The organism is Streptomyces sp. AM8-1-1 (assembly GCF_032229325.1).
In the GTDB taxonomy this organism is placed as follows: Bacteria; Actinomycetota; Actinomycetes; order Streptomycetales; family Streptomycetaceae; genus Streptomyces; species Streptomyces achmelvichensis.
In genome coordinates, this window is sequence record NZ_CP135086.1 from 7,054,563 (window position 1) to 7,069,762 (window position 15,200).

A 15,200-nucleotide genomic window follows, 5' to 3' on the forward strand; every position below is an offset into this window, starting at 1 on the left:
ATGGCCAAGCGCCCCTACTCGTGGGTAACATCGCGGCATGAGCGCTGATCAGATGACAGTCGGCGAGATGCTCGCCGCCACGGTTCCCATGGCCCGGACGCTGAACCTCGAGTTCCTGGAGACCACCCCCGAGCGTGCCGTGCTGCGCATGCCGGACCAGCCCGACTTCCACAACCACGTGGGCGGGCCGCACGCCGGAGCGATGTTCACGCTCGCCGAGTCCGCGAGCGGTGCCATCGTGATCGCCGCCTTCGGCGACCAGCTGAACCGTGCCGTACCGCTCGCCGTCAAGGCCGAGATCGGCTACAAGAAGCTCGCGATGGGCGTCGTCACCGCGACCGCCACCCTCGGCCGGCCCATCGCCGACGTCGTCGCCGAACTCGACGCGGGCGAGCGCCCGGAGTTCCCGGTGAACATCGCCATCGAGCGCGCCGACGGCGCCGTCACCGGCGAGATGACCGTCGTCTGGACCCTGCGGCCCAACGCCTGACGGGCGGCCGGATCCCACTCCCTCAGCAGGTAGGCTGCCCGGCGTGCGCCACGGGGGCGCACGCCGGGCAGCGGTACTGCTGCGCACACGGGAGGAACCGGCGTTGCACGTCCAGGAGTGGCTCGAGACCGTCCCCCCGCTGAGCATCTACCTCCTGGTGGGGGTGGTGATCGGGCTCGAGAGTCTCGGTATCCCGCTGCCGGGTGAGATCGTCCTGGTCAGCTCGGCGCTGCTCGCCTCCCAGCACGGTGACATCAACCCATACATCCTGGGCGCGTGCGCGACGGCCGGCGCGATCATCGGCGACTCGATCGGGTACGCGATCGGCCGCAAGGGCGGCAGGCCCCTGCTGGCCTGGCTCGGCGGGAAGTTCCCCAAACACTTCGGCCCCGCCCAGATCGCCATGGCGGAGCGGTCGTTCGAGAAGTGGGGCATGTGGGCCGTCTTCTTCGGACGCTTCGTCGCCCTGCTGCGGATCTTCGCCGGGCCCCTGGCGGGCGTACTGCGCATGCCGTACTGGAAGTTCCTGATCGCCAACGTCTTCGGGGGCATCCTGTGGGCGGGCGGCACGACCGCCGTCATCTACTCCGTCGGTGTCGTGGCCGAGGCGTGGCTCAAGCGCTTCTCGTGGCTGGGGCTCGTCCTCGCGGTGCTGATCGGTGTGACCTCCATGCTCGTGCTCAAGAGCCGTGCGAAGAAGGCGGCCGCCGAGGCGGAAACGCGGACGGTCCTCGAACCCGAGCCGGTTCCCGCCGCCGACTGACCTGCGGCCCGGTCGTCGCGCAGCCGTACGGACCGTGCGGTGCGCCGTTCATGAAACGAGGAGACAGCGATGGCGTCAGAGGCGCTGATCATGGGTGTGGGCGGCCGCGAGCCGAGCGTCGCACCGGAGGCTTTCACCGCTCCGACCTCGGTCGTCATCGGTGAGGTCACCCTCGCGCCGGGCGCCGGTGTCTGGTACCAGACGGTGCTGCGGGCGGACTGCGGGCCGATCGTCATCGGCGCCGACTCCAACATCCAGGACAACTGCACGGTCCACTCGGACCCCGGCTTCCCCGTGACGGTGGGGGAGCGGGTCTCGGTCGGCCACAACGCCGTCCTGCACGGCTGCACTGTCGAGGACGACGTGCTGGTGGGTATGGGGGCGACGGTCCTCAACGGTGCCCACATCGGCACCGGGTCCCTGGTGGCCGCGCACGCGCTGGTTCCGCAGGGGATGCAGGTGCCGCCCGGCTCGCTCGTCGCCGGGGTGCCCGCCAAGGTGCGTCGCGAGCTGACGGACGAGGAGCGTGAGGGCATCAAGCTCAACGCCGCCGTCTACCTGGACCTCGCCGACGCCCATCGTGAGGCGGCGCGCTGACGGGCGGCCGACACCGGCCGGCCCGCAGCAGCCCGGCCCACAGCGTCATCCCCTGAGCGCACCTGTCGCGAGCCGGCACGGAAGTCCTGACCTCTCCCGTCGCCCGCTCGCGCCCGCGGTCTGTGTGGTCCTCGCTGCTCCCGTGTGCGTCAGTGGCAGTCCGGCTCCACCGTCAGCCCGAACACCGTGCGGAACTCCACGGGGGGCGACGGTTCGTCCTCCATCAGGGGGTGCAGGGTCACAGGCCGTGGCCCGCCCTGATGGGATGGCATGACGATTTCAGCCGCGACCACGCTGCCCATCGGCAGCCGTCGCGTAACGGTCCTGGTGGCGAATGCGTCGACGAGCCGCAGACCCTGGCCGCAGTCCGCGTGAGCGTCCAGCGGTTCCTGGCGTCGTGCATGACGATGCTTCCACCGGCCGCCGTCCCTGACCTCCGTCACCAGCGTGTTGCCGCGGACCTTGATGGCCAGGGCGACCCAGGTGCTGCCACTGTGCAGCACCACATTGCTGACGAGCTCGGTGACGATCACCGAGAGCGCTTCGTGGAATTCGTCGTGCAACCGCCATCGACGGGCCACTGCGCGCGCGAAATGGCGCAGGGTGCGGGCGGCTTCCGGCGTCGCCGACATCGCACACTGGGCCAGACCCGAGGTTCCGCCGTACGGTCCGTGCCCGGACGACGAAAACTGGGAGGACTCCTCTGATGCGATCACGTCGGCTCCTTCTGCCCAGGTCGACGCCTGGGCCCGTCCGACTACGCTCACTGTCTCGGCAAGCCCGGCGCAATTGGGGAGACTGAAGTACGGATACCTAAAGAAATGAAATGCCCAGAAATGTCGAGGAGAGTGAGCCGGTGAGCACGCTCAGTGACGAAGTCTGGGAGCGATGGCTGCAAGCGACGGTCGCCCACCCCGGCCGGCAGTCGGCGCTCCTGCTGCTGGAGGGGCGCGCCGGTACCGGCAAGAGCCGCTTGGCCGACCGGCTGCTGGACAGCGCCGAGGCCGGACCGCGTCCCCGGGTCGTGCTGACCTTCACGTCCTCCGGCGTCGCGCTGACGCACCACCCGGCCCGGGCGCCCCGCACGGAACCGGGCACCGCCGCCGTACGTGAGCGTCCCGATCCGGTCGCCCTGCAGCCCCGGATCCACCCCGACGCCGCCGCACTCGCCGGGGATCTGGAACCCCTGCTGGAGTCCGGCGGCCCGGTCCTGTTGATCGCCGACGACGTGCACCGGGCGGACAGCGCGGGCAGGGACCTGCTGCGCGGACTGCTGGAGCAGCCCCCGGCCGGGCTCGCCGCCGTCCTCACCTACCGCCCCGAGGAACTCGCCGAACCCGGACTCGTCCTCGGCCGGGCGGTTGCCTACCCGGCCCGCCTCACCGTCCTGCGCCTCCGCCTCGAACCCCTGGACGCCGACGAGGTCCGCCGGCTGGTCGAGGACCGCCTCGGTCCCGAATGCTGCCCGCCCGAGCTCGTCGCCCGGATCCACGAGCGGTCCGCCGGAGTGCCTCAGGTCGTCGTCGATCTCGTGCGCCAGCTGGAGGACGCCTACGGGCCGCGGGAGCGCTACACGGCCAAGGACCTCGATGCCACCGGCCCGCCCGTACGACTGGCCGAACTGGCCGTCGGCCGGCTGGCCGCACTGCCCGAGGAGCACCGGGCCGTGGCCCGCGCCGCGGCCGTCCTCGACGAGCCCAGCAGCGCGGCGGACCTGTACGCGGTGGCCGCGCTGCCCGGCGCGGCCGGCCGTGAGGCGCTCGTCGCCTCACTCCGCGGGGCGGTCCTGCTGGAGAACGACCGCGATCTGTACGGCTTCCCCTCGCCCCTCGCGGGCACCGCCGTCTACGGCGAGATGCCCGGCCCCCTGCGCCAGGACATGCACCGCAGGGCCGCCGACGTCCTCGCCCACCGGCATCCCGTGCCGTGGGCCCGGCTCGCGGCCCACCGGCACCGCGGCGGCCAGATACGCGGCTGGCTCAAGGCCGTCGAACACGCGGCCCAGCAGTGCGCCGAGGTAGGCGCCCATCAGACGGCGATCGACCTGCTGGAACAGGCTCTGTCGCACCCCGCGGTGCCCCGGGAGACCCGGGCCCGCCTCGCCCGCCTCCTCGCCCACAGCGCGGTGCTCGGACTGCACACCGACCAGACTGTCCAGGTGCTGCGGCAGATCCTCGACGAGCAGTCGCTGCCCCCCGCGGTCCGCGGGCAGATCCGGCTCGACCTCGGCCTGGTGCTCTACAACCAGGCCGGCCGCGGGCTCCAGGGCTGGGTGGAACTGGAGCAGGCGGTCGACGAACTGGCCGAGCGGCCGGCGCTCGCCGCCCGCGCGATGTCGGCGCTCGCCATGCCGGTCATGTCGTCCGTACCACTGGAACGCAATCTGCACTGGCTCGAGAAGGTGCAGAAGATGGCGGCCGGCAGCCGCGACGACGAGGCGCGCACAGCGGTCGACGCCAACTGCATCGCGGTCCTCCTGGAGATCGGTGACCCCGCGGCCTGGGACGTCCTGGAGCGGCTGCGCGGCCAGACCGAGCAGACGGACCGGCTGCCGCACGTGGCCCGTGGGCTGGTGAACGCCGCGGACGCCGCCCTGTGGCTCGGCCATCTCTCCCGCGTGGGAGAGCTGCTCGAAGAGGGGGTCGATGTCGCCGTCCGCGGCGGAGCCACCTACGTCGAACAGGACGGCCGCGGCACCGGCCTGCTGCTGGACTGGATGACGGGCACCTGGGACGGCCTCACCACCCGGGCCAGGGCCTTCGTGGCCGAGACCGGTGTCATGCCCGGGCCCGCCGCGGACGCGCGGATCGTCCTCGGCATGCTGGCCCTCGCACAGGGCGAATGGCAGCAGATGGCGGCCTGGCTCTCCGGAGACGGGCATCCGCTGCCCGTCGGCTCGCCGCTGCCGCATGTCGCGGCGGCGGCCGGCGCGCTCGTCCGTACCGCACTCGCCCGTGGCGATCTGGACAGCGCCGCGTCCGAGGCGGCCGACGCCTGGGACCGGCTGCGGGACAAGGGCGTCTGGGCGTGGGCGGCCGAACTGGCGCCCTGGGCGGTGGAGGCGACCGCCCGGGCCGGCCGCCGCCAGACCGCCGAGGCGATGACCGCGGAGTTCGAGGCGGGCCTGAAGGACACGGCCCTGCCGTCCCCGCTGGCGGCGCTGTCCTGGTGCCGCGGCATCCTGCTGGAGACCGCCGGCCGGCCCGCGGAGGCGGTGCCGCACTTCCAGGACGCGACGGAGAGGTACAGCGCGATGCTCCGGCCGTACGCGGCGATCCTCACTGCCGAGGCAGCGGCCTCCTGTGTGCTCGGGGCCGCGGCCGAGGGCGGGGACAGCGACCCGGACACGCTCGCGGCGGCCGTCGAGTCCCTGGCGTCCTGCGTGGAACGGCTGACCGACATGGGCGCCGGGTGGGACGCCGCACGGGTACGGGCCACGCTCCGCTCCCACCAGCCCGCGGCGGAGCAGCGTCCGCGCGGGCGGCCCAGCTACGGCGACCAGCTCTCGCCGCGAGAGCAGGAGGTCGTGGACCTGGCGTCGGCGGGCCTCACCAACCGCGAGATCGCCACCACGCTGCACCTGTCGCCGCGCACGGTGGAGCAGCACGTGTCCCGGGCGCGGCGGAAGCTGGAGTCGCAGACGCGCCAGCAGCTGAGCCGCAACCGCGGCAGCCGGGGTTCATGAATTTTTTGCGTATCCGTAGATCCGGTGCACGGATAGGCGCATCTCGGGATGTGGTCATAGCTTCCACTCACCGAAAGCGGAATGCACCGTTATCGAGTCTGCCCTCGTGGCGACCGGTGACCCGAGTGCCCGCCGTCGGTGCTGTGCCCGGGCGGCCGGACGGCCTGGTGAGTGTGCGCCGCATCCCCCACCACGGTGGCCCGCGCTCGCCGAGGCGGGGGAGGCCCGGCCCCGGGCACGGTTGTCCGCTCCGGGCGCACGATCAGGCCGCGTGCTGGAGAAGGGCACCAAGGCACCAGATTCGGCCAGGACCGGTCTGGTTCAGCTGACGGATGATCAATAGCCTTGTGTGAGTTGCCCGTTACTGCTCAAGGAGCGCCATGGCCACCGCACAACAGGTACCGGACATCCTGTCGCCGGAGTTTGCCGCGAACCCCTATCCGGCCTATCGCGCCATGCGTGAACATGCGCCCTTGATCTGGCACGAAGCCACCAACAGCTATCTCATCTCGCGCTACCGGGACGTCGAGCGGGCCTTCAAGGACAAGGACTCGCTCTACACCACCGACAATTACGCATGGCAGATCGAGCCGGTGCACGGCAAGACGATCCTCCAGCTCAGTGGGCGCGAACACGCCGTCCGCAGGGCGCTGGTGGCGCCGGCGTTCCGGGGCAGGGACCTCCAGGAGAAGTTCCTGCCGGTCATAGAGAGCAACGCCCGTGAACTGATCGACGGCATCCGGCACAAGGGCGAGGCCGACCTCGTCGACTCCTTCGCCACCCGTTTCCCCGTCAACGTCATCGCCGACATGCTCGGACTCGACAAGGCGGACCACGCCCGGTTCCACGGCTGGTACACCACGGTCATCGCCTTCCTCGGCAACCTCGCGGGCGATCCCGACGTCACGGCGGCGGGGGAGCGCACCCGCATCGAGTTCGCCGAATACATGATCCCGATCATCCAGGAGCGCCGCGAGCACCTCGGGGACGACCTGCTCTCCTCGCTCTGCGCGGCCGAGGTCGACGGCGTACGGATGAGCGACGAGGACATCAAGGCCTTCTGCAGCCTGCTGCTCGCCGCCGGCGGTGAGACCACCGACAAGGCGATCGCCAGCATCTTCGCCAATCTGCTGGTCAACCCCGAACAGCTCGCCGCCGTACGGGAGGACCGCAGCCTGATCGACCGGGCCTTCGCCGAGACCCTCCGCTACACCCCGCCGGTCCACATGATCATGCGGCAGACGGCCACCGAGGTCACGGTCAGCGGCGGCACGATCCCCGCGGGGGCGACGGTCACCTGTCTGATCGGCGCTGCGAACCGGGACGCGGAGCGCTACGAGAACCCGGACCGTTTCGACATATTCCGCGACGACCTCACCTCGACCACGGCGTTCTCCGCGGCCGCCGACCATCTGGCGTTCGCACTCGGCCGGCACTTCTGCGTCGGCGCGCTGCTCGCCAAGGCCGAGGTCGAGACCGGCGTCAACCAACTGCTCGACGCGATGCCGGACATGCGGCTCGCGGACGGCTTCGTCCCGTCCGAGCAGGGCGTGTTCACGCGCGGGCCGCAGTCGCTGCCCGTCCGCTTCACGCCCGTCGCCGGCTGATCACGGCGGGGCCGGCCGGTGCGCCGGGGCCGCGGTTCCACCGCGGGCCCCGGCGCCGCCGCTCACTGCACGACCGGCGTGAACTGCACCGGCAGGGACGTCAGCCCCCGCATCCAGATGGAGGGCCGCCAGGTCAACTGCTCCGGCTCCACGGCCAGAACCACGTCCGGCAGCCGCTCCAGCAGTGTCTCGATCGCGGTACGCGCGATCACATCGGCCAGCAGCGGCGCCGGGTAGGGGCAGCGGTGCTCGCCGTTGCTGAAGGACAGATGCGAGGAGTTCTCGGCACCGATGTGGCCCTCGGGCCAGATCTGCGGATCGGTGTTGGCCGCCGCGAGCCCGAGCACCACACAGTCGCCCGCCCGGATCTGCCGGCCGCCGAGCTGCGTGTCGCGCACCGCCCAGCGGCCGATGAAGTTCTGGGTGGGGGTGTCCAGCCAGAGCACCTCGTTGAGGGCCTGGCCGACGCTGAGACGGCCGCCGGAGACGTTGAGGGCGAACCGGTCGTCGGTCAGCAGCAGACGCAGCGTGTTGCAGATCCAGTTCGCCGTCGGCTGCTGCGCCGCGGCGATGATCGAGATCAGGTCCTGGACGATCTCCTCGTCCGTCAGCCCCGCCGGATGCCGGAGCATCCGCGAGGTGACATCCGGACCCGGTGTGCCGCGCTTGTCCTTGACCAGGCGCTGGATGCGTTCCTGCACCCGTACGTACGCGGCCACCGGGTCGTCGCCCTCGGCCGCGTCCAGCGAGATCTGCAGATCCCGCACGAGGTCGTCGGTGTCGGAGCCCCGCGCCGGCATCCCGCACATCTGGACCGCGGCCCGCATCGGCAGTGCGTGGGCGTACGCGGACATCAGCTCGGCCTGCCCGCTGCCCGCGAAGCCGTCGATCAGCTGGTCGGCGATCCGCGTGCTCCAGTGGGCCAGTTCGAACTGGTCGACCGACTCGAGCGCCTCGGTGATGACGCCCGCCCGCCGCTGGTGCTCGGCGCCCTCGGCGAACAGGACCGAGGGCTGATATCCGACGAACGGCATCAACGGCCAGTCGGCGGGGATGTTCTCCCACTGGTTCCAGCGCCGGGAGTCCCGGGCGAACAGTTCGTCGTGGCTGGTCACATAGGAGACCTCGGCGTAACCGAGCACCAGCCAGGCGGGGATGTCCCCGTCGAGCAGGATCGGCGCCACCGCGCCCTGCTCGCGGCGCATCGAGCGGTACAGCTCGGAGGGGCTCTGCTGGTACTCCAGGCCGCTGAGGCGGATCGCCCCCGCATGTGCGGGGCAGCCCGGGGGCGGGGACGGCGCGGGTTCGGGTGCGGCGGGGTCGGTCATGGTGTCATCTCCCGTGCCATGGCCAGTTCATGAAGGTGGTCGACAAGGCTGATCAGGACGTGCTTGCCGGACGAGCGGACCCGGGCGTCGCAGTCGATCAGCGGCACATGCGGGGCGAGCGACAGCGCCTGGCGTATCTCGTCCAGCGAGAACGCGGCCATGTCGTCGTCGAAGCGGTTGACCGCCACGACGAACGGCGTCCGGTGGTGCTCGAGCCGGTCGATCGCGTACCAGGAGTCGCTCATGCGCCGGGTGTCGACCAGCACCACGGCACCGAGGGTGCCGGTGAAGAGCCGGTCCCACAGGAACCAGAAACGCTCCTGTCCGGGTGCGCCGAACAAGTACAGGACCATACGGTCGTTGAGGCTGATCCGGCCGAAGTCGAAGGCGACGGTGGTGGTCGTCTTGGTGGCGAGACCGGCGGTCTCGTCGACCCCGACACCGGCCTGCGTCATGACTTCCTCGGTGTTCAGCGGACGGATCTCGCTGACCGACTTCACCAGCGTGGTCTTGCCGACCCCGAAACCACCCACGATCACGATCTTCAACCCGGTCTCGGCCGAGTCGACGAGCGGGGTGCGGGCGGGCAGTTCAGAGGTTGCGGAGTCCATGGAGCACCTCCTTCAAGAGGGCCGAGTCGGGCAGATCGACGAGCGCGCGCGCGGCCCGCGGATGACGGGCCGTGATGCGCCCCGTCGCCAGCAGGTCGCCCAGCAGGATCCGTACGACCGTCACCGGCAGCTTCAGCTCCGCGGACAGCTCGACGACCGCGGTCGGATGACGGCACAGATCGAGGATCCGCACATGCTCCGACTGCATCCCGAGGGCCGGCTCGCACTCGCTGACGATCAGTGTCACCAGGTCGAACGCGTCGTCGTCGGCACGGCTGCGGCCCCCCGTGACCGTGTAGAGCCGGTCCGGATCACCCGTGTCGACGGGTTTGCGGGTCATGAGAGCGGACTCTCCGGGGTCGGCATCCGCGGCTCCGCCCGCAGATGCTCACCGATCTGTTCCACGAGATCGGTCATCTGGTGGCCCACCACGCCGGGATCGGCGCCGTCCTCAGCGACGACCGCCAGATGGGCACCGTCACCGGCCTCGACGATGAACAGCAGTCCGCCGTGGAACTCGGTCATGGAATGCCGTACGCCGCCGCTGCCGTTGCCGAACTCGACCGACGCACCCTGGGCCAGCGCCTGAATGCCCGAGCAGATCGCGGCCAGCTGATCGGCCTGGTCGAGCGTCAGATGCCGGGTCCAGCACAGCTTGAGCCCGTCGCGGGAGAGCACCAGGGCGTGCCGGGTGCCCGGGGTGCGTTCGAGAAGGCTTTCCAGTAGCCAGGTCAGGCTGTTGTCAGTGGTCTGCATCGTCTGCGTGGGGCGGATGGGTCCCGGTGATCCGGTCATCCGCCCGTGCCTCCTTCTCTCACGTCGTGTAACGGGGGTGGCGCCATGACCCGGGCGCCCGCGGGGCGGATCGCATCACTCCTCGGTGGGCCCTGCGGGCCGGTCCTCCTGTGCCTTGCGGGCGCGGTGGAAGGCGCCGAACTGCGCACCGGCGTCACGGCCGGGGTCGCGACCGGCCTCACGGCCGGGCGGCGTGTGCTCCTTGCCCGGTCCGGCCGGCTCGCGGCCACGGTCGGCGGCGGCCATGGTGCGCCCCGGCGGCCGTACGGGCAGGCCGTTCGGCGTCGCCACGCGCGGTCCGCCCTGGACCGGGAAGGGAGTGCCCGCGGCGGCCACGGTGCCGGGCGCGGCAGCGCCCGATCCGGAGGTCGTGGGTGCGTCGGGCGTCCGCTCCACCGTGTCGGGGGTGGCGCGGTGGATCGTCGTCTCCGGTGCCGCGCTGCGCTGCTGTGCCAGCAGCTGCGGCGGGAACAGCACCACGACGCCGGTGCCGCCACGGGAGGAGGGCCGGAAATTGACGCTCATCCGGTACTTGGCGGCCAGCCGGCCCACCACCGCGAGCCCGAGGCGGGTGCCCTGAAGGGCCGCGAGGTCGGTGACCCGGCCGGACACGGCCTCCTCGGCCCGGCGCATGGCGGCGTCGGCCATCTTCAGCCCGCTGTCCTCGATCGTGACGACCAGGCCGGCGGTGCGCTCCTCGACATAGACGTGGACCTCGTCGATGGGCGGCGAGAAGTTCGCCGCGTTGTCCATCAGTTCGGCCAGCAGATGCATGACGCCCTCGGCGGCGAAGCCGGCGATCGCGGCGGTGCTGGAGGAGTGCAGCCGCACCCGCTGATAGGCCGCGATCCGGCCCACCGCGCCGCGCAGGATGCTCTCCATGCCGATCGGCTTGTTCCACGAACGACTCGACCGGCCGCCCATCAGGAGCGCGAGGCGGTCGGTCAGCAGACCGAGCTGCGAGGTGTTGTGGTCGAGCTTGAGCAGATCGCCGAACACCTCTTCGCCGTGACGATCCTGCATCTCCCGCAGGTCGGCGAGCATGCTCACGGCCTTCGCCTGCACCCGGCTCAGCGCCTTGGCACTCGCGCCCTGGGCGGCCGCCGCACGCCGCTCACTGACGGCGAACTCCCGGACCACCGCGTCCAGGATCACCCGCAGCCGCGCGTCGGCGGGCTGCTCGAGCTCGCCGAGGACGGTGTCGGCCGAGGCGCCCCGGCGCAGATGCTCGAAGACGGCCGGCAGCGTCACCGCTGTCAGCCGGTCCAGATCGTCGGCCGCCTGGGCCAACTGGCGTACCGCCGAGGCGCTGTTGGCGGCCGAGGTCTCCGCCCGGCGCTCACCGGCCCCGAGCTCGGTGGCGAACACCTGGAGCATGCGCCGCAGTTGCGGATCGGTCGGCGGCGGTGTGCCGGCGAGGGTGTCCTCGGAGTTCTCCCCGTCGCGCAAGCGCTTCACGACCGAGGGGAGCGTGACGTTCACCAGATGGGCGGACTCGGCGGCCGCCTGCGCCGACTGGGCCTGCACCGCCCGCAGTTCACCTGAGGCGGCCATCGCCGTGGCGCGCAGCCGGCGGGAGCTGAGTGCGGAGACGACGACGGTGGCCGCCACCCACACCCAGGCGACGCCGACGGTGGCCGCGACCCAGTTCCCGGCCGCCTCGGGTGCCGCAGCGATCACCGCGCCGGCGGCCGCGCCGGCCACCACCACGGCGGCCAGCGGTACGACGAGGGGCAAGGGCCGTGGGGTTCGTATCCTGTGCGGTTTCCGAGCGACTGGCACTGACATTCCGCGATCCCTCGCTGCTTGAGTCCGGGGAAGAACAGACGAGGCCGACTGGCGCGCATCGGCCGACCACATGCCGTACAGGCACCGTAAGTTGACGGTGATCTTCCGTAAGCATGTGGCGCTCATGCTAGTCACGCACCGATGCCCGGGAGCCCCGAGAAGCCGGACTGCCCACGGAACGGAGGACTTAGTCCCGAAGTCACTGTCAGGTCCCGGCGGACGTGGTAGACAGCGTTTTCCTCCCGGCAGCCCGTGTGTCGCCGGAAACGGTGCCGATGGACCTCGTGGCCGCTGTTGCCTGTGTGCCGAATGAGGTGCCCGGGACCACGACACCGCCCGTCCGAGCGGCGCTTTCCGGCCAACCCGGCGCGGGGCGTACGGGCAGAACGGCCCCCGGGGCGTCCCGCCGCCCGACGGCGTGGGGCGAACATCACAGCGCGGTGCTCCGATCGGCCGCGAGCGGGCCGACTACCGTGTGCGGGTGCCGAAGAACAGAAACACGTTCTCATCGCCCGCCGTCTGGTGGCGTGGCGTTCTCGCCCGTGCCCTCCACAGGGGCTGGCGCTGGGCACAGGACGCCGGTGCCGTCACCGCCGACCACCCCGGCCGGCTGCGCTTCCGCAGCATCGGCCACGGCACGCGTCTCGCCTTCCCGCAGGGCACCGTGTTCGGAGAGGCGTGGATCGAACTCGGGGACCACTGCATCATCGGCGAGCAGGTCACCCTGACCGCGGGGATGATGCCGGACCTCGATCTCGGCACGGAGCCGATCCTGACCCTGGGCGACGGTGTGGTGCTCGGCCGTGGCAGCCATGTCATCGCCGACACGAGGGTGTCCATCGGCTCCGACACCTACTGCGGTCCGTACGTCTACATCACCTCGACCAACCACAGTTACGACGACCCGCACGAGCCGGTCGGGAAACAGTGGCCCCGTACCGAGCCGGTGACGATCGGACCCGGTTGCTGGCTGGGTACCGGCGCGGTGGTGCTGCCCGGCGCACGCCTCGGCCGCAATGTCGTGGTCGCCGCCGGGGCCGTCGTCCGCGGAGAGGTCCCCGACCACTCCGTGGTCGCCGGGGCGCCGGCCCGCGTGGTCAGGAGCTGGGACCCGGTCCTCGGCTGGCAGCCGCCCCTGCGGACACCCGCACCCGTGCCGATCCCGGACGGGGTCACGCCCGAGCAGCTGCTGGCGCTGGCGGAGCTGGAGGAGAGCTGAGCCCGGCGAGGCCGAAGCGGTGCGAGGGGCGAGCGCAGCGGGCGTCCGGCAGGCCGGATGCGAGCCGGGTTCAGCCGGAGGCCAGCAGGACCGTGCCGACCAGTGCGAGCCCGGCCCCCGCCGCCTGGATCATCCGCAGCCGTTCCCTGAGCAGGAGGAGCGCGGCCAGCACCGTGACCACCGGATAGAGGTTCGCGAGCACGGCCGCCACGGTCACCGGTCCCGTCTGTGCGGCGATGGAGTACGTGCCGTTGGCCGCGACGTCGGCGAGACCGACGAAGGCGAGGGCGGGCAGCGAGGACAGGACGACCTTCATCCCGCCGTCCTCCGGAAGGGCCCGCCCGCCGCGCTTGACCGACACGTACAGTGCCGCGCCGCCCACGGTCACATTGGTGACGCGCTGCACGAACAGGGCCAGGAACAGGCCCGTGAGGGTGGTCGACGCCTCGGCGATGAGGGCCATGACCGCACCGAACCCGAAGGCCGCCGTCAGGGTCAGCAGGATCGCCTGCCGCTGCACGGCCGCGCCCCTCAGCTCAGGACCGCCGGCCAGCACGATGCCGACCACCGCCACGCCGATGCCGGCGAACTGGAGCAGCCCGGGCCGCTCGCCCAGCACGAGGCCGACGCCCACCGGCACGGCCACACCCAGCGAGCCCAGAGGCGAGACCACACCCATGGGGCCGAGGGCGAGCGCCTTGTAGAAGGAGAGCATCGCGACCGGCCCGACGACGCCGGCGCCCACCGCGTACCAGAGCTGGTGACCCGCCTCGTGCCACGCGCCCGTGGCGACGACGATCACGCCGAGGACCACGACCGCGATCGCCTGGGAGACCACCACGACGGTGAGGGCGGGAGTCCGCCGGGTCAGCAGTCCGCCGCCGAAGTCCGCGAGACCCCACAGCACGCTGGTGGCCAGGGCGAACAGTGCGGTCATGGGGGCCTCGCAGTACAGTGCGGTGAACGTTTGGGTGCACCACACGGTAGTGCAAGATATTGAACTATGTCATCCAGAATAATGGACGGAACGTGTCGGATCTCGACCAGCTCACGCAGTCGCTCGCCCGCAACCTCAAACGCTGGCGCGGCGAGCGGGGCCTCACGCTCGACGCTCTCGCCGCCCGCGCGGGAGTCAGCCGCGGCATGATCATCCAGATCGAGCAGGCACGCACCAACCCGAGCGTCGGGACCACGGTGAAGCTCGCCGACGCGCTCGGCGTCAGCATCACCACGCTCCTCGACTACGAGCAGGGGCCGCAGGTCCGCGTCGTCCCGCCGGACCAGGCTGTACGGATGTGGTCGACCTCAACCGGCAGCTTCACCACCCTGCTGGTCGGTACCGAGAAGCGCGGACCCCTGGAGCTGTGGGCCTGGGAGCTGATGCCCGGTGACCGCAGCGAGTCCGACGCGCACCCGGACGGGACGATCGAACTCCTCCACGTCACCGCGGGCGACCTCACCCTGCTGGTCGACGGCGCCCCGCACGCGGTGCCCGCCGGCTCCTCCGCCACGTTCGAGGCGAACGTCCCCCACGGGTACCGGAACGACGGCGCCGAGAAGGTCGTGATGACCATGGCCGTCTCCATCCCGCCCGTCCGCTGAGACGCCCGGCCGGCCCGCCACGGACCGCTGCTATTTTTCCGCCCATGCGCGCCCCCATCGGAAACTTCCCCGACGCCCGCCCCGCACCCGACTGCCTCGACATCCTGACCGCCCCGGTCGCCGACGCCGTACGCGGCTGGCAGGGCGATGTCCCGGCGGACCAGCTGATCTATGTGGACACGGACCCGGAGATCGCGGACACGGCGGTGTTCGTGGAGCACTACGGACGCGAGCTGCTGGAACAGTCGGCGAACTGTGTGGTCGTCGCGGGCAAACGGGGCGGCGAGTCGACACTGGCGGCGTGCGTCGTGCTGTCGAGCACGAGGGTCGATGTGAACGGGGTCGTCCGCAAGCAACTGGGCGCGCGCAAGGCGTCGTTCGCGTCGATGGACACCGCGACGGGTGAGACGGGCATGGAGTACGGCGGCATCACCCCGATCGGACTCCCGGCGAGCTGGCCCCTGCTGGTGGACGCGGCGGTCGTCGACATCCCGTGGGTGCTGATCGGCAGCGGGCGCAGGCGCGGGAAGCTGATCGTGCCGGGGAAGGCGTTCGCGGGGTTGGCGGGGGCGGTTGTTCTTGCCGGGTTGGGGACCTAGAACTTCACGAGTTCTCCTCGACCGGCCGTGGAGATACTACGCTTGGGCCCCTCTCTCTTGTCGCCCGAATGGTCGAACGCTCAGCACCTCCATCTGCGTGGATCGTTAGCGGCGAG

15 protein-coding genes are annotated in these 15,200 nt (G+C 71.3%); 8 read left to right on the forward strand and 7 right to left on the reverse strand.

Translation table 11 applies throughout. The annotated features are described in order from the left end of the window. The first annotated feature begins 52 nt into the window (after positions 1–52). The 3 genes from RPQ07_RS31540 (at position 53) to RPQ07_RS31550 (ending at position 1,850) form a co-directional block, all read left to right on the forward strand. Positions 53–490, forward strand: coding sequence for a DUF4442 domain-containing protein (locus RPQ07_RS31540; RefSeq protein ID WP_313949096.1), 438 nt, complete (start codon positions 53–55; stop codon positions 488–490). A 103-nt stretch (positions 491–593) separates the two neighbouring features. Further along, the gene (locus RPQ07_RS31545; RefSeq protein ID WP_313949097.1) at positions 594–1,253 is read left to right on the forward strand and encodes a DedA family protein; all 660 of its coding nucleotides are present in this window, start codon (positions 594–596) and stop codon (positions 1,251–1,253) included. A 69-nt stretch (positions 1,254–1,322) separates the two neighbouring features. Then, the gene (locus RPQ07_RS31550) at positions 1,323–1,850 is read left to right on the forward strand and encodes a gamma carbonic anhydrase family protein (RefSeq protein ID WP_313947618.1); all 528 of its coding nucleotides are present in this window, start codon (positions 1,323–1,325) and stop codon (positions 1,848–1,850) included. Positions 1,851–1,999: 149 nt separating this feature from the next. Here RPQ07_RS31550 and RPQ07_RS31555 read toward each other — a convergent pair whose 3' ends face one another. After that, positions 2,000–2,482, reverse strand: coding sequence for an ATP-binding protein (locus tag RPQ07_RS31555; protein ID WP_313947619.1), 483 nt, complete (start codon positions 2,480–2,482; stop codon positions 2,000–2,002). Between the two features lie 224 nt (positions 2,483–2,706). Here RPQ07_RS31555 and RPQ07_RS31560 point away from each other — a divergent pair, with 224 nt between their 5' ends. Continuing rightward, entirely contained in the window at positions 2,707–5,535 is a 2,829-nt protein-coding gene (locus tag RPQ07_RS31560; RefSeq protein ID WP_313947620.1) for a LuxR C-terminal-related transcriptional regulator, read from the forward strand. Positions 5,536–5,915: 380 nt separating this feature from the next. Then, the gene (locus tag RPQ07_RS31565) at positions 5,916–7,142 is read left to right on the forward strand and encodes a cytochrome P450 (protein ID WP_313947621.1); all 1,227 of its coding nucleotides are present in this window, start codon (positions 5,916–5,918) and stop codon (positions 7,140–7,142) included. Between the two features lie 62 nt (positions 7,143–7,204). Here the strand turns inward: RPQ07_RS31565 and RPQ07_RS31570 are convergent, their stop codons facing one another. The 5 genes from RPQ07_RS31570 to RPQ07_RS31590 form a co-directional block, all read right to left on the reverse strand. Further along, complete coding sequence (locus RPQ07_RS31570) at positions 7,205–8,470, reverse strand: cytochrome P450 (RefSeq protein WP_313947622.1); 1,266 nt, start codon at positions 8,468–8,470, stop codon at positions 7,205–7,207. Next, on the reverse strand, positions 8,467–9,081 hold the full coding sequence (locus RPQ07_RS31575) for an ATP/GTP-binding protein (RefSeq protein ID WP_313947623.1): 615 nt from the start codon (positions 9,079–9,081) through the stop codon (positions 8,467–8,469). Before RPQ07_RS31575 ends, RPQ07_RS31570 begins: the two co-directional genes overlap by 4 nt. Next, positions 9,062–9,421 carry a DUF742 domain-containing protein gene (locus RPQ07_RS31580; protein WP_313947624.1) on the reverse strand — a complete coding sequence of 120 codons (360 nt, stop codon included), beginning with the start codon at positions 9,419–9,421 and terminating at the stop codon, positions 9,062–9,064. The genes RPQ07_RS31575 and RPQ07_RS31580 overlap by 20 nt, the downstream gene beginning before the upstream one ends. Beyond that, positions 9,418–9,876, reverse strand: coding sequence for a roadblock/LC7 domain-containing protein (locus RPQ07_RS31585; protein ID WP_391841961.1), 459 nt, complete (start codon positions 9,874–9,876; stop codon positions 9,418–9,420). The genes RPQ07_RS31580 and RPQ07_RS31585 overlap by 4 nt, the downstream gene beginning before the upstream one ends. Before the next feature lie 75 nt (positions 9,877–9,951). Then, a complete protein-coding gene (locus RPQ07_RS31590; protein ID WP_313947625.1) occupies positions 9,952–11,664 on the reverse strand; it encodes an ATP-binding protein in 1,713 nt (570 codons plus the stop codon). 481 nt (positions 11,665–12,145) lie between these two features. On the opposite strand from RPQ07_RS31590, the gene RPQ07_RS31595 reads away from it, so the two are divergent. After that, positions 12,146–12,883 (forward strand): acyltransferase, encoded by a 738-nt coding sequence (locus RPQ07_RS31595; RefSeq protein ID WP_313947626.1) that lies wholly within the window; start codon positions 12,146–12,148, stop codon positions 12,881–12,883. Between the two features lie 70 nt (positions 12,884–12,953). Here RPQ07_RS31595 and RPQ07_RS31600 read toward each other — a convergent pair whose 3' ends face one another. Further along, on the reverse strand, positions 12,954–13,820 hold the full coding sequence (locus RPQ07_RS31600) for a DMT family transporter (RefSeq protein ID WP_313947627.1): 867 nt from the start codon (positions 13,818–13,820) through the stop codon (positions 12,954–12,956). Positions 13,821–13,912: 92 nt separating this feature from the next. Here RPQ07_RS31600 and RPQ07_RS31605 point away from each other — a divergent pair, with 92 nt between their 5' ends. Together RPQ07_RS31605 and RPQ07_RS31610 are read left to right on the forward strand one after the other, a co-directional pair. Continuing rightward, entirely contained in the window at positions 13,913–14,485 is a 573-nt protein-coding gene (locus tag RPQ07_RS31605; RefSeq protein ID WP_313947628.1) for an XRE family transcriptional regulator, read from the forward strand. A 44-nt stretch (positions 14,486–14,529) separates the two neighbouring features. Further along, complete coding sequence (locus tag RPQ07_RS31610; protein WP_313947629.1) at positions 14,530–15,084, forward strand: YbaK/EbsC family protein; 555 nt, start codon at positions 14,530–14,532, stop codon at positions 15,082–15,084. The last annotated feature ends 116 nt before the right edge of the window (positions 15,085–15,200 follow it).